This is a genomic window from Variovorax sp. 679, assembly GCF_003952185.1.
In the GTDB taxonomy this organism is placed as follows: domain Bacteria; phylum Pseudomonadota; class Gammaproteobacteria; order Burkholderiales; family Burkholderiaceae_C; genus Variovorax.
Genome location: NZ_RXFS01000014.1, coordinates 55,052 through 72,076 on the forward strand (window position 1 = coordinate 55,052; position 17,025 = coordinate 72,076).

Genomic DNA, 17,025 nt, shown 5'->3' on the forward strand with positions numbered 1-17,025 from the left:
ACGGATCAGCCGGCGCCGTGCGCCTTCACCCAACGCACGATGTCCGCCGTGCCCATCGCGCCGGCCTGCCGTGCCACCTCGCGGCCACCGCGGAACAGCGCCAGCGTCGGGATGCTGCGGATGTTGAAGCGCGCGCCCAGGGCAGGCACCGCCTCGGTGTCGAGCTTGGCCAGCCGCACGTAGGGCTCCAGCTGGGCGGCCGTCTGCTCGTAGGCCGGCGCCATCTGCCGGCACGGGCCGCACCAGGGCGCCCAGAAGTCGACCAGCACCGGGATCTCGTTGCGCGCGATGTGGCGGTCGAAGGTGGCTTCGTCCGGCAGCGCGGTCGAGTGGCCGGTGAACAACGGGCGGTGGCAGCTGCCGCAATCGGGCGCGCTGCCCAGCTGCGCCGCGCGCACGCGGTTGGTCGTGTGGCAATGCGGGCAGACGATGTGCAGCGGGGGCGATTCGGTCATTGCCGGCAAATGGGGGCTCTGGAGGGCCTTTGCAAGGCGGTCGCCTGTTTTGCGACACTGGCTCCGTGACTTCTCCCGATTCCTCCGCGTCGCCGCTCGCCGTTCACTGGGCGGGCGAACTGCTGCACCTGCTGCCGGAGCGCGCACTCTGGTGGCCCGCGCAGCGCGTGCTGTTCGTGGCCGACCTGCACCTGGGCAAGGCCGCGACGTACCGCGCTCTCGGGCAGCCGGTGCCGGGCGGCACCACGCAGGAGAACCTGGCGCGGCTCGATGCACTGATCGAAAAGCATGCGCCGCGGCGCGTCGTGTTCCTCGGCGACTTCCTGCACGCGGCGCAGGCGCGCACTGTGCTCGTCGCAGTCGAAGCCTGGCGCGCACGCCATGCGGGCATCGCGATGACGCTGGTGCGCGGCAACCACGACAGCCGCGCGGGCGATCCGCCGGAGGCGCTCGGCATCGAGGTGGTCGACGAACCCTTCCTGCTGGGGCCTTTCGCCTGCTGTCACCACCCGCAGGTGCATGCGACGCACTTCGTGCTCGCGGGGCATCTTCACCCCGTCTGCAGGCTGCAGGGCCGGGGTCGCGACAGCGTGCGGCTGCCATGTTTCGCGAGCGACGAACAGCAGGCCGTGCTGCCGGCCTTCGGCGAGTTCACGGGCGGGTGGCTGATGGAGCCGGCACTGGGGCGGCGCTTTCATGCGGTGGGCGGTTCGGCCGTGTGGGCCTTGCCGCCGCAGGACAGCTAAAGCACGACCGGCTCGTCCGGCAGCTCGTTCACGTCCACTTCGCCCTCGGCCAGCGGAAAGTGCTCGACCAGCAGGGCCGAGATTTCTTCCAACGCCTGCGTGAGCCCGTCCTCGAATCGCCCATCGCGGAAGGCCGCGCTCATGCGCTGCGCCATCGCGGCCCACTCGGCATCGTCGACGCGCGCGTCGATGCCACGGTCGGCCACGATCTCGATGGCGTGCTCGGCCAGCAGCAGGTAGATGAGCACGCCGTTGTTGTGCGCCGTGTCCCACACGCGCAGCTTGCCGAACAGCGTGACGGCGCGCTCGCGCGGCGGTGCATGGCGCCACAGGTAGGACATCGGCAGGCCGGCTTCGACGCAGATGCGGATCTCGCCGCTGTGGCGTCGTTCGCTCGCGGTCACGCGGCCCGCGAGGCGCTCCAGCGCGGCCGTGGGCAGCGCGCGGCGAACCTCGGCCTCGTCGATCCAGCGGTGGCGCCAGATGCGGCCGAGCTTCGAGAAGAGGCTTGCTTCGGTGGTCTTCGTCGTCATCGTGCTCACCAGTCCCCCGACGCGCCGCCGCCGCCGAAATTGCCGCCACCGCCGGAGCTGAAGCCGCCTCCACCCCCGCCGCCGCTGAAGCCGCCACCTCCACCGGAACTCCAGCCGCCGCCACCTCCGCCACCGCCCATCCGCCCGGCACCTGCGACGAGCGAGACGATGAGCGCCACGAGCCCTGCGATCACCGCGATGGCGATGCTGGTGGTGATGAAGAACACGATCACGCCGACACCACCGCCCACGACCATCGTGCCCAGCTTCTTGCCGAGGATGGCACGCGCGATCGGCGCGCCGACGAAGACGCCCACGAACAGGAAGATCGCGAGGTTCTCCCAGTCGAAGCCATCGTTGCCGCTGCCACCGCCGCCCGTGTTGCGCGATGAGGGCTCGGGCAGCGGCTCGCCGTCGACCAGCCCGATGAGCCGGTCCACTGCCGCGTTCAGGCCACCTGCGAAGTCGCCGCTGCGAAAGCGCGGCTTCATCTCCTCGTCGATGATGCGGCTGGCCGCGAGATCGGGCACCGCGCCTTCCAGCGTCTTGGCGGTGGCGATGCGCATCTTGCGGTCGTCCTTGGCCACCACCACCAGCAGGCCGTCGCCGACGTTCTTGCGGCCGATCTTCCAGGCATCGCCCAGGCGCTGCGTGTAGCTGGCGATGTCCTCGGGTGCGGTGGTCGGCACTATCAGCACCACGATCTGCGAGCCCTTGCGCTGCTCGAAGGCCGCGAGCTTGGTCTCGAGCCCGTTGCGCTGCGCGCTGTCGAGCGTGCCGGTCTGGTCGATCACGCGCGCGGTGAGCGCGGGGATCGGCAGCAGGCCCTGGGCCAGCGCAACGCCGGCCAGGGCCGCGAGGACGACCGCGGCCAGCGCGCGACGGAGCAGTGCGGCAATGGCCATCGGTGCTGGCTTACTTCTTCGGAGCGCTGAAGTCGACGGTGGGCGGTGTCGAGATTTGCGCCTCGTTCTGCACCGAGAAGTTGGGCTTAGGCGCGTAGCTGAAGATCTTGGCTGTGATGTTGGTCGGGAAGCTGCGTGCGAGCACGTTGTACTCCTGCACGCTTTCGATGTAGCGGTTGCGCGCCACGGTGATGCGGTTCTCGGTGCCTTCGAGCGTCACGCGCAGGTCGCGGAAGGCCTGGTTGGCCTTGAGGTCGGGGTAGCGCTCCGACACCACCATCAGCCGCGACAGTGCCGACGAAAGCTCGCCCTGCGCCTGCTGGAACTTGTTGAATGCCTCGGGGTTGTTCAGCGTCTCGGGCGTCACCTGGATCGATGTGGCCTTGGCACGCGCCTCGATCACCTTGGTGAGCGTGTCCTGCTCGAAGCTGGCCTCGCCCTTCACGGTGGCCACGATGTTGGGCACGAGGTCGGCGCGCCGCTGGTACTGGTTGAGCACCTCGCTCCAGGCCGACTTGCTGGCCTCGTCGAGGGACTGGAACTGGTTGTAGCCGCAGCCGCTCAGGGACACGACCGCCGCGAGAATCAAGAGCCAGCGCTTCATCATCATTTGCATTACCTCCGCAGAAGATGCGGAAGGTAGCATAGGTGGCTCCATGCCCGTCGATCCTCTACAAGCCCTGCAGGCCGCCAACCGTGCGGTATTGCCCGTTGCCTCTTCCGCCTTCGGAACGCTGCTGATCGCGGGCGCGACCGGCGCATTGGGTGCGGAGCTGCTGCGACGACTGGCGGGCAGCCACCGCCATGCACACACGCGCGTGCTGGCGAAAGAGCCGATCCGCGACGGGCTGCGCGGCGTCGAGACCTACCTGAGCCCGGAGCTGCCCATCACGCAGTGGCCGCCGGCCTCGGCCCACACCGCCATCATCGCCTTCGATCCGCCGCGCCTGTACCACGACCGCGAACGCGCGCTGTGGGTGCCCGAGCCTTCGGATCTGCCAGAGCTGGCCCGCTGGCTGCGTGCCTGCGGCGTGCAGACGCTGGCCATCGTGCAGCCGCACGACCAGGGCAAGCTGCCCGAGGCGCTGAAGCGCGGGCTCGCCAGCCTCGACGAGCAGGCCGTGGTGGCCTGCGGCTTCGAGCGCGTGATCCTCGTGCGCTCGGCGCGCAAGCCGGCGAACGCGAAGCTGGCCAACCCCTTCGAGCGGGTGGCCGCGTGGATGCTGTCGGTCGTGCGCTTCATGGTGCCGAGCAGCGAGCAGCCGGTGCGCGCGTCGAAGGTGGCCGAGCTGGTCGACGTGGCGTTGCGCATCGCGCCGCCGGGCGTGCATGTGGCGGCGCCGGAGCTGGTGTGGGAGTCGGCCCAGGGCCAGATGCAGGCCGTGGCCGCACGCTGGCTGGACAAGACTTAGGCTCGCCCCCAGGCTGCGCGCACTTCGTGTCGCTTCGCCAACCCCCTACCGGGGGCAACACCTGCGGCCCGGCAAAGCCGGTTCCGCGGTGTTTCTCGAAAAATGAGGGCGTTGTCTCCTACCCGCGCCACACCCGCAGCAGTTCTTCCGAATCCATCACCAGCCCCAGGTGCAGCGACACCATCGCGAGCGCCGCGCCTTCCAGGTGCGCGTCGGTGCCGCGCACCAGGTCGCGCAGCACGATCACTCGGTAGTTGCGGTTGCTGGCGTCGAAGGCCGTGTTGAGTACGCAGCAGTCGGTGAAGCCGCCGTTGAGCACCACCGTCTCGATGCGCTGGTTGCGAAGAAGAAAGTCGAGGTCGGTCGGGTAGAAGGCCGAGAGCCGGCGCTTGCCGTCCACCCGCATGTCGCCGGGCTCCACGCGCGTGACCCACTCGGTCCACTTCGAGCCTTCGATGGCATGCGCGTCGGCATTCGGAATCTCGCCCACGTGCAGCGGAAAGGTGCGTCGCCATGCGGACGGAATGCCGTTGATGTCGTCCACGCCGCCGGGCCGCAGCACCGACCTGACGTGCACGATTCGCACGCCCAGCGCGCGCACCGCGTCATGGAAGCCGTCGATGGGTTCCACCACGTCGCGTGCACGCGGCGCGGGGCAGGGGCAATCGGGGCCGTCGTCGAGATGACCTCGATGCATGTCGATGGAGACGACCGCGGTGGTGGCGGGATTCAGGTAGTCGGCGAACTTCGCCGTGTCGAGCTCGCGCTCCTCGTCGTAGACCCAGGCCTTCATCGGCGTTCTTCCCGCACATAGGGTTGGCCCAGCGCACCGGGCTCTTCATCGGCGCCGCGCCGGGAGAGCGCGACCCACACCATCACTCCGAGCGTTACCGCATACGGCGTCATCATCACGAAGTACTGGGGCAACTGCACGCCGGCTGCAGCCAGCTGCGGGATCAGCGCCTCGATGCAACCGAACAGCAGGGCGCCGACCAGTGCCTTCCACGGCGACCAGCGCGCGAAAATCACGAGGCCCACCGCGATCCAGCCGCGTCCGCCGGTCATGCCCGCGATCCACAGCTTGGTGCTGACCACCGAGATGTAGGCACCCGCCAGCCCCACCAGCGCCGAGCCCGCGAGCACCGCCGCGAAGCGCCATGCGGTCACGCGGATGCCCGCTGCGTCGGCCGCCTGCGGGTTCTCGCCCACCGCGCGAAGCCTCAGGCCGGTGGAGGTGCGCGCGAAGAACCACGCCACCGCGCCGAAGATCGGCAGCGTGAGCCACACCATCGCGTTCTGCTCGAAGAGCCTGCCCACGCCCGGCAGCAGCGACAGCGGCCACAGCCCCATCGCGCCGATGCCTTCGGTGGCATGGTTGGTCCACTCGGCCATCGAGCCGACCAGCGCGGTGAGCCCCTGGCAGAAGAACACCAGCGCGAGCCCGGCGATCACCTGGTTCACGCGCAGCCAGATCACCATCACCGCGAACAGCACCGAGACCACGCTGGCAGCCAGCATCGCGAGCACCAGCGACACCGCCGGCTGGCCGATCACGATCTGCGCGCCGATGCCGGCCAGCGCGCCGACCAGCATCAGGCCCTCTGCGCCGAGTGCGAGCACGCCCGCGCGCTCGCAGATGATGAGACCGAGCGCCGCGAGCGCGTAGGGCACCGCGAAGTCCGGCGTGCTGGCCAGCCAGTTGAGAACAATGCTGCAGTTCATTGAACAGCCTCCCCGCCCACGCGGCGCAGCCGGTGGCGGATGAAAAAGTCGCTCGACGCCACGCACACCACGATCACAGCCTGGATGAGCTGCACCATCGAGAACGGCACCTGGTAGAACACCTGCAGGCTGCGCCCGGTGACGAAGAGCGCCGCCACCAGCAGCGCCACCACCGTGGCCGCGAGCGGGTTGTTGCGCGCGAGGAAGGCGATGAGGATGCCCGAGAAGCCGTAGCCCTGGTAGAAGGCCTGCGTGAGCCGGCCTTCCTGCCCCGCGGCCACCGCGAAGCCCGCGAGACCGGCCATTGCGCCCGACAGCAGCACCGCGCCGTAGATCGTGCGCCGTACCGGCACACCGTTGGCATGCGCCACGCGCGGGTTCGCGTCGACGAAGCGCAGATAGAGGCCCACGCGGCTCACGCTCACCAGCCACCACGCCAGCAGCGCGACGATGCCCGCGAGCAGGATGGAGCTGCCGATGCCGGCACCCAGCTCGGGCAGGCGCTCGAAGGCGCGGAACTGCGGCGAGTAGGGGAAGTTGTCCTTCGGGTCCTTCCAGCTTCCGTAGACCAGGTGCAGCAGGAAGTTGGCCGCCATGTAGTTGAGCATCAGCGTCGAGATGATCTCGTTCACGCCGAGCTTCAGCTTGAGCCATGCGGGCCCCAGCACCCACAGCAGGCCGCAGCCGACGGCGGCCGCGAACATCAGCGGCAGGCGCAGGTTCTCGGGGCCGATCTGCCACATCGAGATGGTGGTCGCGCCGATGGCGCCCCAGATCATCTGGCCCTCGAGCCCGAGGTTCCAGAAGCGCGCGCGGAACGCGATGGAGCCCGCGAGGCCGACGAGGATCATCGGCGCGGCCTGGAACAGCACGGCGCGGAAGTTCTGACCATCGAAGAAGGTTTGCATCACGAACTCGTTGGCGAGTTCGTCGGCGGGCACGCCGGCGGCAATGAGGATCGCCGCGGAGATGGCGAAGCCCGCGAGCAGCGCGGCCGCGAGGATCAGTGCCTGCCAGCGCCACGACATGTGCTGGCGGATCTCCAGCGCGTAGTGGCGGCGGGCCAGTGGCTGCGTCGTGCGCGGGGCCTCGTGCGCGACGGAAGAAGAGGTCTTTGGAGAGGGCGCTGCCATGTCGGCCATGAGGGATGCGTCAGCCATGGTCCACCATCGCCTGTCCGATGGCCTGCCGGTCGGCGGGTTGTGCGAATTCGCCGGCGATGCGCCCGCGCGTCATCACGCCCACGCGGTCAGCGAGCTGCAGCACCTCGTCGAGGTCCTCGCTGATGAGCAGCACCGCCGCGCCGCTGTCGCGCGCGGCGCGCAGGCGCGCATGCACCTCGGCGCTGGCACGCACGTCGAGCCCTCGGCTCGGGCTGTGCGCGAGCACCAGCGTGGGCGACTTGCCGAACTCGCGCGCGAGCACCAGCTTCTGCGCGTTGCCGCCCGAGAGCAGCGCGGCCTTCTGCGCGACCGAGCGCACGCCCTGCACATCGAAGGCGCGTACCGCTTCCTGCGTGTCGCTCTGGATGCGGTTGCGGCGCAGGCGCCATACGGGTCCGTAGCGGCCGGTGTGCACGCGGCCGATGGCGTAGTTTTCCGCCACCGAGAGACCACCCGCGAGCGCAAGCCCGTAGCGGTCGGCCGGAATGGCGGCGATGCCGATGCCCCGGCGCGCCGATGCGGCCATGGTCTTCAGGTCGCCGTGGCCTTCGAGCCGGATCTCGCCTTCCGTGGCTTCGCCCGGCAGGCCCATGATTGCGCCCGCAAGTTCGCCCTGGCCGTTGCCGCCCACGCCGGCAAGGCCGTAGATCTCGCCGGCGTGCAGTTCGAGGTCCACGCCGTCGAGCACGCGCCGGCCCTCGGGCGAGGCGGGCGTGCGAAGCCCGCGCACCGAGAGGCGCACCGGGCCACGCGATGTGGTCGAAGCCTGGAATCCTTGTGCGGCAATCGATTCGCCCACCGTGAGCTTCACCAGTTCGACCACCGATGCCTCGCCCGGCTTCAGCGTGGCTACCGTGCGCCCGCCGCGCATCACGGTCACGCGGTCGGCATACGTCTTCACGTCGGCCATCTTGTGCGTGACCAGCACCACGGCGGCACCCGCGCGTGCCAGCCCCTGTACCGTCTGCAACAGGCGCGCGGCCTCCTGGTCGGTCAGCACGGCCGTGGGCTCGTCGAGGATCAGGATGCGCGCGCCGGCCAGCAGCACCTTGAGGATTTCCACGCGCTGCTGCTCGGCGATCGACAGCGCGTCGACACGCTTCGACGGATCGATGTCGAAGCCCAGCTCCGCGGCCTTGTTGCGGATATCTCGCGTGATCTCGCGCAGCCGCTCGCCATGGCTCTGGAACTCCGCAGACGGCGGCGCTGTGAGCAGGATGTTCTGTGCCACCGTGAACGGCCGCACCAGCTTGAAATGCTGGTGGACCATGCCGATGCGGTGCTTCGCCGCATCGCGCGGCCCGGCGAAGCGCACCGCGTTGTCGTCCACCAGCAGTTGCCCGGCCTCGGGCGCATAGAGCCCGGCCGCGATGTTCATCAGCGACGACTTGCCCGCGCCGTTCTCGCCCAGCAGTGCGTGCACCTCGCCCCAGCGCGCGGCGAAGTGGGCATCGGTCAGGGCTGCGAAGCCGTCGAAGGACTTCCGGATGCCGGTGAGTTCCAGCGCGTTGGGCATGAGGTGCTCGGCTCCCTGATCGCTTACTTCTGCGTGACCACGCCCTTGACGAACCAGTCCATCTTCCAGAGATCGGCGTCCGACAGCACGGCACCCTTGGCCACGCGCTCCTTGCCGTCGCGGTCGGCGAGCGGGCCGGCGTAGACCTGCTTGCCCTTCATGATCGCGTCGCGCTCGGCGGTGATGAGCGCGGCCTTGTCCTTGGGCACGGCGGGGCCGAAGCCGGCGATGTCGGTGCCGCCGTCCTTCATCTCGATGAAGGCGCCGTACTGCGCGGGCTTCCAGTTGCCGGCGATGACCTTCTTGAGCTCCGGCGTCAGGAATCGGTCCCACACCCACACCGAGGAGCACAGCGTGGCCTTGGGCGCGAACTGGCGCAGGTCGCGGTGGTGGCCGGTACCGTACACGCCGCGCTCCTGCGCGACGATCTGCGGCGTGGGGCTGTCGACGTGCTGGCCGATCACGTCGGCGCCCTGGTCGATGAGGGCGGCGGCCGCCGCGCGCTCCTTCACGGGGTCGTTCCACGCGCCGGTGTAGATCACGTTGACGGTGGCGTTCGGGTTCATCTTCTGCGCGCCGAGCGCGAAGGCGTTGATGGTCCAGTTCACCACGCCGAAGGGGTTGGCCGCGACGAAGCCGAGCTTGCCGGTCTTGGAGGCCGCGCCTGCGGCCATGCCGCAGAGGTACTGGCTCTCGTAGGTGCGGCCGTAGAACGATTCGAGGTTGCTGCCGTTGGTGGTGCCCGAGCCGTTGAGGAAGGCCACGTCGGGGTACTTGGCGGCGAGGTCCTTGAAGCTGTCGGAGTAGCCGAAGGCGGTGCCGATCACGATGTTGGCGCCGCGCTGGATGAACTTCTCGGCCGCGGGCTTGATGGCCGACGCGTCCTCGGGCACGTTCTCCACGAACTGGATCTTCTGGCCGATCTCCTTCTCGATCTTCACGCGGGCCTCGTCGAAGGCCTGCGTCCAGCCGCCGTCGTTCTTCGGGCCGAAGTAGAGCATCGCGATCTTCGGCTTGTCCTTCAGCGTGAAGCCGTCGGCCGCCGCTGCGGGCAGCGAGGTGAAGAACGCGCCGCCGGCCGCGATGGTCATCGCTAGGCCCAGGCCGGGAGTGAGGGTGCGCAGCTGCTGCATGGAACTACCTTTGAGTGGAGGCGTTGAGTTGACGAACGGAGGGGAAACGGGAGAGGAGGGGAGCAGCGCGCGTCACATCATGAAGTTGATGCGAAACACATTGCCTTCGGGATCGAGCAGCACCGACTGGTACCAGTTGTAGTAGGTGACGTACGGCGGCTTGACGAGCGTGGCGCCGACTTCGAGCGCAACGGGCACCATGCGGTCGACGTCGGCCTGGCTGTCGACGTCGATGTTCAGCAGGAACTTCACGCCGCGCGTATCGGAGAACTCGCTCAGGTGCAGCAGCTCGTAGGCATCGAGCGCGTTGAAGCCCAGGCTCGACTTGCCCGTGTCCAGTCCGCGGAAGATGGGCGAGCGGATCGCCTCGATCTCCTTGAAGCCGAACACGCGCTGGTAGAAGCCGCTGAGCGCGACCACGTCTTTTGCGAAGACGTTGACGTAGGAGAGATGGGCCATGAGTTCGGATGGGCTCAGGCCGTGACCTTGGTGCCACCGAAAGTCGTCTGCTTGACGAACTTCGAGGTGAGGTGGTCGCCCGAGGAGATGGGCGCGTACTTGGCCTCTTCGCCCGGCGCGAGGCAGCTCGGCAGGCACTCGACCATCGCGTCGTAGTTCGGCTGGTGGAAGAACACCAGCGACTGCCGGCGGTTGGTGCTCGCCACCTCGAAGGGCGGGTTGATCACGCGGTGCAGCGTGGACACCCACTGGTCGTTGGTCCACTGCATCATGAGGTCGGCGATGTTGACCACCAGGCCGCCCTCGACCTGCGGCACGTCGACCCACTGGCCGGCCTTGTTGAACACCTGCAGGCCCTTGTCGTCGGGCAGCACGATGGTGAGGCTGCCGTAGTCGCTGTGCGCGCCTGCGCGCAGCTGGCCGGGCAGAGGCTGCTCGCGCTGGGGCGGATAGCTCAGCACGCGGAACATGCTGATGTGCCTGTCGATCTTGTCGTCGAAGAAGAACTCGGGCAGCGACAGGCCGAGCGCGAAGACGCGCATCAGCGAGCGCGAGAGATCGCTCATCGCATCGAAGTAGCCCTCGTAGGCTTCGCGGAAGCCCTCGATGGGCGGCCAGCTGTTGGGCTCGAAGTGCGGGCCTGCGGCGGGGCCGCGGTGGTAGTCGTCGTCGGGCACGTTCGAGGGGCCGACCGAGAACGATTCCTTCAGGTCGCCGGGGGCCGCCTCTTCGAGGCTGTAGGAAAGCCCTTCCTCGCCCACGGCGCTGTAGCCGCGCACGGCATCTTCGCGCGGGCGATCGACCTTGCGCTTCTCGCCCAGCGGCATGTCGAAGAACTTGCGCGAGAGCGAGGACACGCGCGAGATCAGTTCGGGCGAGATGCCGTGGTTGGTGATGACGAGAAAGCCGATGCTGCGGCAGGCTTCGTCGACTTTCTTCGCGACCTCCGCCTTGCCTTCGGCGGTGCCGGCGAAGTAGGGCGCTAGATCGATGATGGGGACGGAAAGCAGGGTCATGGCAGGTTCCTCTTGCTTGGCATGCCTTTCGCCATGCAACGTCTGTGCCAGTTGGACCAAATGGACAAAACCCATCCGTCGCGTCAGCATGGTGCGCATTGCCGCGCTGTGATGGCGGTTGCGGCGCAAGGCGATGCATCGCGGCCTTACAGTGGTGCGCTGTGCTGTCTGCCGAATCACGATTGAACGAACAAGGGAAGAGCGAGGGAAGATGCCGAAGACCAAAGCGCTGGCCGCGAGTGCCAGCAAAGAGAGCCCGGTGCGCAAGCGCGCGAAGCCCGCGGTGCGCAGCGCGTCCGCGGTGAACCGGAGGCTGCGCCAGATCGAGGACAAGCGCAGTGCGATCCTCGGCGCGGCGCTGGGGCTGTTCTCCCGCTTCGGCCTGCATGGCACGTCGATCGACCAGGTGGCGGCGCGCGCCGACGTGTCGAAGAGCAACCTGCTCTACTACTTCGCGAACAAGGAGGAGCTCTACGTCAACGTGCTGCGCGACCTGCTCGCGCTGTGGCTCGAACCGCTGCGCGGCTTCAGCGCCGAGCAGGACCCGGCCGAGGCCATCGGCGACTACATCCGCCGCAAGCTGGTGATCTCGCGCGACCGGCCCGATGCATCGCGGCTCTTCTGCCTGGAGATGATCCAGGGCGCGCCGCTGCTGCGCGACGAGCTCGACCGCGAACTGCGCACGCTGGTGGAGAAGAAATCGGAAGTGATCCGCGCGTGGGTCGAAGCGGGCAAGCTGGCGCCCGTGGACCCGCATCACCTGATCTTCGCGCTGTGGGCGGTGACGCAGCACTACGCCGACTTCGGGGTGCAGGTGCAGGCGCTGTCGGGGCACACGCTGGAGGACGAAGGATTCTTCGAGCGCGCGGTGGAGAACGTCCAGCGCATCGTTCTCCAGGGCATCGTGCCGCGCTGAACGGCAGGTTCAGTGTTGCGGCGGCGCCGCGATCTCGTGATAGCGCCGGTCGAAGTAGATCAACCCCTGGGCCGCGCCACCGATGGCTATGGAGACCGCCTCGCAGAACAGCACGTCGTGCGTGCCCGCGCTCGTTGCATGCATCACGCGGCAGTCGAAGGAAACTGCCGCGTCGTCGAGCATCGGCGAACCGGTGGTCTTGCGGCTCCAGTTGCCGGCGGCGAAGCGTTCGTCCATTGGCGTCTTGCCTCCGAACAGTGCGGAGAGAGACTGGTGCCCGGCGGCCAGCACGTTCACGCACAGCACGCCATTCGCCTTGAACGCCGGGTACACCGAGGCCGAGCGGTTCAGGCACACCAGCAGCGTCGGCGGCTCGTCGGTCACGCTGCACACGGCCGATGCGGTGAAGCCGGCGCGGCCTGCCGGGCCATCGGTGGTGATGATGTTCACCGCAGCGCCCAGCCGCGCCATCGCATTGCGGTAGTCGGCCTTCTGCAGGCCGGGCGGCAGGCCGGCGGGGTTCGGCGAAGCGGGGTGGGAGGCCATGGCGTTGTGCAGCATGTCGTGCGACTCCTTCAGGCCAGCACGCAGGCCTCGTCGAAGGGCAGCCGCGGCAGGCGGCCGAACACCTTCGACGCGTCGCCGTGGCCGAGGTTGATGAGGAAGTTGACGGTCCAGTCGGTGCCTTCGAAGAAGGCCGCATCGACCTTCGCCTTGTCGAAGCCCGACATCGGACCCGCGTCGAGGCCGACCGCGCGCGCCGCGAGCAGCAGGTAGCCCGCCTGCAGGCTGGCATTGCGAAAGGCGGTCTCGTGCGCGGCCTCGGGGCTGCCGGTGAACCAGCTGCGCGCATCGGCATGCGGGAACAGCGTGGGCAGCCTGTCGTAGAACTTGCGGTCCCACGCGGCGATGACCGTGACCGGCGCTGCCATGGTCTTGTCGAGGTTGCCCTTGGAGAGAGCCGGTGCGAGGCGCTGCTTGCCTTCGGGCGTGCGCACGAACACGAAGCGCGCGGGCGAGCAGTTGGCCGAGGTGGGGCCGAGGCTCGCGAGCGAGTAGATCTGCTGCAGCTGTGCGTCGGTGACGGGTTCGCTGGTCCAGCCGTTGTGGGTGCGTGCGCCGGTGAAGAGCAGCGACAACGCTGCGTCGTCGAGTGTGGTGATGGAGGTCATGCTGGAACGGCGGGTGCGCTGACCCGCGAAAGAAAGTCGAGCAGGCTTCGGTTGAAGGCTTCGGCCCCGGTCACGCTGTGAGCGTGGCCGCCGTGCGGAACGAAGTGGAGCGTGACGTCGCGCAGGCCATCGGCCAGGCGCTGGGAGCAGGTCCAGGGCACGAGCGCGTCGTCCTTGGCGGCGGCGATCAAGGCAGGAGCGGTGATGTCGGCGAGGCGCGTGTCGATGTCGAAGGCGCGCAGGGCGGCGATGCGCGCTCGCATGTTGGCTTCGCCGGGGAAGTGTGCGAAGGCGTGATCGACTTCGTCGGCCACGCGCTGCGCGTGCTCGGCAGCCCAGGCTGCGGGGTACAGGAAGATCGGCTGCGCCTCGACGTATGCGCGCGGACCGCATGCGCCCAGCAGCGCGAGCCGCGCATCGAAGCAGCGCGCCGAGTGCGGATTGGGCTTCGACCACGCGTTGACGAGCACGAGGCTCGCGATGCGCGAAGGGGCATCGAGCGCGAGCTGCAGGCCGACGAGGCCGCCGAGCGCATGGCCCGCGAAGTGGCACTGCGAGGTGTTCGTCGCGTCGAGGATCTCGATCACGTCCCGGGCCATGTCCGCGATGGCATAGGTCTCGGGCAGCGCGGCGGGGCTGCGACCCGTGCCGCGCTGGTCGTAGGCGATGACGCGATACCCGGCGACGATCAGCGCGCCGAGCTGCGGCTGCCAGAACCCGGCCGAGCCGCCGAGGCCCGACGACAGCAGCACCGTGGCTGCCGCACCGGACGGTCCGTGCACCTCGTAGTGCAGCGCGCTCATGAGGCTCAGGCCTTCTTGCCGACGTGGGCGATCGAGGCGATCTCGATCAGCGCATCGGGCTTCACCAGGCCGCACTGGATGCAGTAGCGCGCGGGCTTGGTGCCGGGGAAGAACTCGGCATACACCGCGTTGATCTTCGCGTAGTCGGCCCAGTCCTTGAGCATGATCTGGTTGAAGGTCACGTCGTCCATGGTGCCGCCCGCGGCCTCGACCACGCCCTTGATGATGGTGAGCACATGGCGCGCCTGTGCGGCTGCGTCGCCCACGTGCACCACGTTGTTGTCCTTGTCGAAGGGCAGCGTGCCCGAGACGTAGAGCACGCCGTCGGCGAGCGTGCCGGGAACGTAGGGGGCGAGCGGTACGCCGGTGCCGGGCGGGATGATGGCTTGCTTGGGCATGGAGACTCCTTCGTGAAGAAAAATCAGGCGATGGCCGCTTCGGCCGGTGCGTGTCGCGTAGTGGAGGCGGGCGCGAAGACGCTGCAGAAGTGGTCCACCGTGGAGACCCATCCGAAGAAGGTTTCGACGTTGTAGACCGATGCCTTCTGGATCGCGGGTCCGCCGAGCTCGTGCGTGGCGTCCTCGAGCATCACGGCGAAGTATTCGAGGTGGAAGGCGTCGCGCAGCGTCGATTCGACGCACACGTTGGTGGCGATGCCGGTGAACACGAGGTTGCGGATGCCGCGCGCGCGCAGCGTGCTGTCGAGCGTGCTGTTGAAGAAGCCGCTGTAGCGGGTCTTCGGCACGACGATGTCGCCGGGCTGCGGCTTCATCTGCTCGATGAGTTCGTAGTCCCAGCCGCCCTTGGCGAGAAACTTGCCCTGCAGCTCGGGCTTCGCGCGCATGGTTTTGAGCGCGTTCGACTTGTGCCAGTTCGGTGAGCCGGGGCCACCGGCTTCCACGTAGGCCGCATCCCAGCCGTTCTGCAGGAACACGACCAGCATGCCAGCGGCGCGTGCCGCCGCGATGGCGCGCAGGATGCCGGTGATGGTGCCCTGCGCGCCGGAGATGTCGAAGCCGGCCGAGTCGACATACCCGCCGATGGAGGCATAGGCGTTCTGCATGTCGACGACGATCAGCGCGGAGTCGGTCGGGTGCAATGCCAGCGGTTCTGGCTGCGCGGGCAGCACCAGCGGCGCGGGTGCACCGGGCAGGCGCGGAGCACCGACCGGGACGTTCGATGTGAGGGTTGTGTTGCGTGCGGGAGTGGTCATGCTGCGCTCCTTCCCGTCATGCCGCCAGGCGCTCTGGCTCGACCTGCGAGGGCACGGGGCTCTGCACATGCGCGCGGCTCTTCATCAGCGGCTGGATGCGCTCGCCGAAGGCCTCGACGCCCTGCACGAAGTCGTCGAAGGTCAGCAGCACGCCTTCGGTGCCGGGCACCTCGGCCACTTCGTCGAGCATGCGCGCGACGTTCCCGTACGAGCCGACCAGCGTGCCCATGTTGATGTTCACGGCGGAGGTCGGGTCGGCCATCTGGCGCACGTTGGTGTCGGCGCCCGACTTCGTGTCGGCCGCGCCCTGCTGGCCCAGCCATGCGATCGCCTCGTGATCGGCGCCGGCCTTGTAGTGCTCCCATTTGGCGCGCGCGGCCTCGTCGGTTTCGTCGGCGATCACCATCATCAGCACATAGGTCGTGACCTTGCGGCCGGTCTTCGCGGTGGCCTCGATGAGCTTTTCGGCCGCCGGTGCGAAGGCCCTGGGCGTGTTCACGCCCTTGCCGAAGCAGAAGTTGTAGTCGGCGTACTTCGCGGAGAACTCCATGCCCGCGTCGCTCTGGCCGGCGCAGATCACCTTCATGTCGGCCTGCGGCTGCGGGCTCAGGCGGCAGTCGTCCATCCTGAAGTGGTCGCCCTTGAAGTCGGACGTGCCCTTGCCCCAGAGGTCGCGCAGCACCTGGATGTATTCGGACAGGTACTGGTAGCGGGTGCCGAAGAACTGGTCGCCGGGCCACATGCCCATCTGCGAGTACTCGGGCCGCTGCCAGCCGGTGACGAGGTTGAGGCCGAAGCGGCCGTTGGAGATCGAATCGATGGTTGACGACATGCGCGCCACGATGGCCGGCGGCATCACCAGCGAAGCGGCGGTGGCGAAGAGCTTGATCCTGCTGGTGACTGCGGCGAGGCCAGCCATGAGCGTGAAGGACTCGAGGTTGTGGTCCCAGAACTCCGTCTTGCCGCCGAAGCCGCGCAGCTTGATCATGGACAGCGCGAAGTCCACGCCGTAGTGCTCCGCCTTCAGGGTGATCTGCTTGTTGAGTTCGAAGCTGGGCTTGTACTGCGGGGCGTTTTCGGAAAGCAGCCAGCCGTTGTTGCCGATGGGAATGAAGATGCCGACGTTCATGGAAGGGCTCCTGTTGCGAGGTCGAAAAGCTCCTTGCATGCGCCGTGCCAGTTGGATAAATCTTTCTAAATCAACGACTTACGAAAAATTGGCTTTCATGTTTTGACCATTTGGTCCAAAACGGAGCAGGCGATCCGACAGGTTTGCGGCAGCACGGTGCGGCCCGGACCAAAGCGGTGCAGTGCCGGCGTCACGGACTGCGCGGCAAAATCGCGCAATGCCCAAGACCCCACTCCGCGCCGCCGCGGCCATCGGCGGCACTGCCGATGACGTCGAGGCGGCCTTCTACGAAGCGCTGCAGCGCGGCGACATCGATGCGCTGATGGCCTGCTGGGCCGACGAGGACGAGGTGTTCTGCGTGCACCCCGGCGGTCCGAGGCTGGTGGGTGCCGTGGCGATCCGCGCGGCCTTCGAGCAGATGTTCGGCAACGGCGCGATCCACGCCATGCCCGCGCGGGTGCGCAAGATCGATTCGCTCGCGAGCGCGGTGCACAACGTGCTCGAACGCATCGAGGTGCTCACGGCCGAAGGCCCGCGCCATGCCTTCGTGCTGGCCACCAACGTCTATCACAAGACCGCGCAGGGCTGGCGCATGGTGGCGCACCATGCGAGCCCCGGCAGCGCGCGCGAGCCGGACGACGCGAACGATCCGCCCCAGACCCTGCATTGATGTCTTCCTTCGTCGCTTCTCCCGCTCCTTCCGCGTCGCATCCTCCTTCTTCCCTTCAGGCG

21 protein-coding genes are annotated in these 17,025 nt (G+C 68.2%); 4 read left to right on the forward strand and 17 right to left on the reverse strand.

From position 1 onward, the window contains the following. Positions 1 to 5: 5 nt before the first annotated feature. A complete protein-coding gene (gene trxC / locus EJO71_RS29405) occupies positions 6 to 455 on the reverse strand; it encodes a thioredoxin TrxC (protein ID WP_125952244.1) in 450 nt (149 codons plus the stop codon). Between the two features lie 65 nt (positions 456 to 520). On the opposite strand from trxC, the gene pdeM reads away from it, so the two are divergent. Further along, positions 521 to 1,201: a ligase-associated DNA damage response endonuclease PdeM gene (gene pdeM / locus EJO71_RS29410; RefSeq protein ID WP_125952243.1), complete on the forward strand. Its 681-nt coding sequence runs from the start codon at positions 521 to 523 to the stop codon at positions 1,199 to 1,201. On the opposite strand, the gene EJO71_RS29415 is transcribed toward pdeM, so the two are convergent. From EJO71_RS29415 to EJO71_RS29425, 3 genes are read right to left on the reverse strand one after another with little or no spacing between them, the layout of a single operon-like run. Then, positions 1,198 to 1,734 carry a TPM domain-containing protein gene (locus EJO71_RS29415; RefSeq protein ID WP_125952242.1) on the reverse strand — a complete coding sequence of 179 codons (537 nt, stop codon included), beginning with the start codon at positions 1,732 to 1,734 and terminating at the stop codon, positions 1,198 to 1,200. The two genes, pdeM and EJO71_RS29415, sit on opposite strands and share 4 nt — an antisense overlap. Before the next feature lie 5 nt (positions 1,735 to 1,739). Further along, the gene (locus tag EJO71_RS29420) at positions 1,740 to 2,639 is read right to left on the reverse strand and encodes a TPM domain-containing protein (protein WP_125952241.1); all 900 of its coding nucleotides are present in this window, start codon (positions 2,637 to 2,639) and stop codon (positions 1,740 to 1,742) included. 10 nt (positions 2,640 to 2,649) lie between these two features. Beyond that, on the reverse strand, positions 2,650 to 3,243 hold the full coding sequence (locus EJO71_RS29425; protein ID WP_125952296.1) for a LemA family protein: 594 nt from the start codon (positions 3,241 to 3,243) through the stop codon (positions 2,650 to 2,652). A gap of 52 nt (positions 3,244 to 3,295) precedes the next feature. Here EJO71_RS29425 and EJO71_RS29430 point away from each other — a divergent pair, with 52 nt between their 5' ends. Continuing rightward, positions 3,296 to 4,051, forward strand: a complete 756-nt coding sequence (locus EJO71_RS29430) for a hypothetical protein (protein WP_125952240.1) — start codon at positions 3,296 to 3,298, stop codon at positions 4,049 to 4,051. Between the two features lie 118 nt (positions 4,052 to 4,169). Here the strand turns inward: EJO71_RS29430 and EJO71_RS29435 are convergent, their stop codons facing one another. The 7 genes from EJO71_RS29435 to EJO71_RS29465 all read right to left on the reverse strand — a co-directional run bounded on the left by EJO71_RS29435 (position 4,170) and on the right by EJO71_RS29465 (position 11,060). Further along, positions 4,170 to 4,844: an isochorismatase family cysteine hydrolase gene (locus tag EJO71_RS29435; protein WP_125952239.1), complete on the reverse strand. Its 675-nt coding sequence runs from the start codon at positions 4,842 to 4,844 to the stop codon at positions 4,170 to 4,172. Then, a complete protein-coding gene (locus EJO71_RS29440; RefSeq protein ID WP_125952238.1) occupies positions 4,841 to 5,773 on the reverse strand; it encodes an ABC transporter permease in 933 nt (310 codons plus the stop codon). The genes EJO71_RS29435 and EJO71_RS29440 overlap by 4 nt, the downstream gene beginning before the upstream one ends. Beyond that, the gene (locus tag EJO71_RS29445) at positions 5,770 to 6,933 is read right to left on the reverse strand and encodes an ABC transporter permease (protein ID WP_164546927.1); all 1,164 of its coding nucleotides are present in this window, start codon (positions 6,931 to 6,933) and stop codon (positions 5,770 to 5,772) included. Before EJO71_RS29445 ends, EJO71_RS29440 begins: the two co-directional genes overlap by 4 nt. Then, positions 6,926 to 8,452, reverse strand: a complete 1,527-nt coding sequence (locus tag EJO71_RS29450; RefSeq protein ID WP_125952237.1) for an ABC transporter ATP-binding protein — start codon at positions 8,450 to 8,452, stop codon at positions 6,926 to 6,928. The genes EJO71_RS29445 and EJO71_RS29450 overlap by 8 nt, the downstream gene beginning before the upstream one ends. Positions 8,453 to 8,475: 23 nt before the next feature. Next, positions 8,476 to 9,585, reverse strand: a complete 1,110-nt coding sequence (locus EJO71_RS29455) for a BMP family ABC transporter substrate-binding protein (RefSeq protein WP_125952236.1) — start codon at positions 9,583 to 9,585, stop codon at positions 8,476 to 8,478. A 72-nt stretch (positions 9,586 to 9,657) separates the two neighbouring features. Further along, positions 9,658 to 10,044, reverse strand: coding sequence for a VOC family protein (locus EJO71_RS29460; protein ID WP_125952235.1), 387 nt, complete (start codon positions 10,042 to 10,044; stop codon positions 9,658 to 9,660). Between the two features lie 14 nt (positions 10,045 to 10,058). Next, positions 10,059 to 11,060: a 2-oxoglutarate and iron-dependent oxygenase domain-containing protein gene (locus EJO71_RS29465; RefSeq protein WP_125952234.1), complete on the reverse strand. Its 1,002-nt coding sequence runs from the start codon at positions 11,058 to 11,060 to the stop codon at positions 10,059 to 10,061. A 211-nt stretch (positions 11,061 to 11,271) separates the two neighbouring features. Here EJO71_RS29465 and rutR point away from each other — a divergent pair, with 211 nt between their 5' ends. Beyond that, complete coding sequence (gene rutR / locus EJO71_RS29470; RefSeq protein ID WP_125952233.1) at positions 11,272 to 11,976, forward strand: HTH-type transcriptional regulator RutR; 705 nt, start codon at positions 11,272 to 11,274, stop codon at positions 11,974 to 11,976. 9 nt (positions 11,977 to 11,985) lie between these two features. Here rutR and rutF read toward each other — a convergent pair whose 3' ends face one another. From rutF to rutA, 6 genes are read right to left on the reverse strand one after another with little or no spacing between them, the layout of a single operon-like run. Next, positions 11,986 to 12,537 carry an NADH-dependent FMN reductase RutF gene (rutF, locus tag EJO71_RS29475; RefSeq protein WP_125952232.1) on the reverse strand — a complete coding sequence of 184 codons (552 nt, stop codon included), beginning with the start codon at positions 12,535 to 12,537 and terminating at the stop codon, positions 11,986 to 11,988. 14 nt (positions 12,538 to 12,551) lie between these two features. Further along, a complete protein-coding gene (locus EJO71_RS29480) occupies positions 12,552 to 13,148 on the reverse strand; it encodes a malonic semialdehyde reductase (protein WP_125952231.1) in 597 nt (198 codons plus the stop codon). Next, positions 13,145 to 13,951, reverse strand: a complete 807-nt coding sequence (gene rutD / locus EJO71_RS29485; protein WP_125952230.1) for a pyrimidine utilization protein D — start codon at positions 13,949 to 13,951, stop codon at positions 13,145 to 13,147. The genes EJO71_RS29480 and rutD overlap by 4 nt, the downstream gene beginning before the upstream one ends. Positions 13,952 to 13,956: 5 nt before the next feature. Beyond that, positions 13,957 to 14,349, reverse strand: coding sequence for a pyrimidine utilization protein C (gene rutC, locus EJO71_RS29490; protein WP_125952229.1), 393 nt, complete (start codon positions 14,347 to 14,349; stop codon positions 13,957 to 13,959). Positions 14,350 to 14,372: 23 nt separating this feature from the next. Beyond that, positions 14,373 to 15,164: a pyrimidine utilization protein B gene (rutB, locus tag EJO71_RS29495; protein ID WP_240651556.1), complete on the reverse strand. Its 792-nt coding sequence runs from the start codon at positions 15,162 to 15,164 to the stop codon at positions 14,373 to 14,375. Between the two features lie 16 nt (positions 15,165 to 15,180). Continuing rightward, positions 15,181 to 16,293 (reverse strand): pyrimidine utilization protein A, encoded by a 1,113-nt coding sequence (rutA, locus tag EJO71_RS29500; RefSeq protein ID WP_125952228.1) that lies wholly within the window; start codon positions 16,291 to 16,293, stop codon positions 15,181 to 15,183. A 217-nt stretch (positions 16,294 to 16,510) separates the two neighbouring features. Here rutA and EJO71_RS29505 point away from each other — a divergent pair, with 217 nt between their 5' ends. Beyond that, the gene (locus EJO71_RS29505; protein WP_125952227.1) at positions 16,511 to 16,963 is read left to right on the forward strand and encodes a nuclear transport factor 2 family protein; all 453 of its coding nucleotides are present in this window, start codon (positions 16,511 to 16,513) and stop codon (positions 16,961 to 16,963) included. Positions 16,964 to 17,025 lie beyond the last annotated feature (62 nt).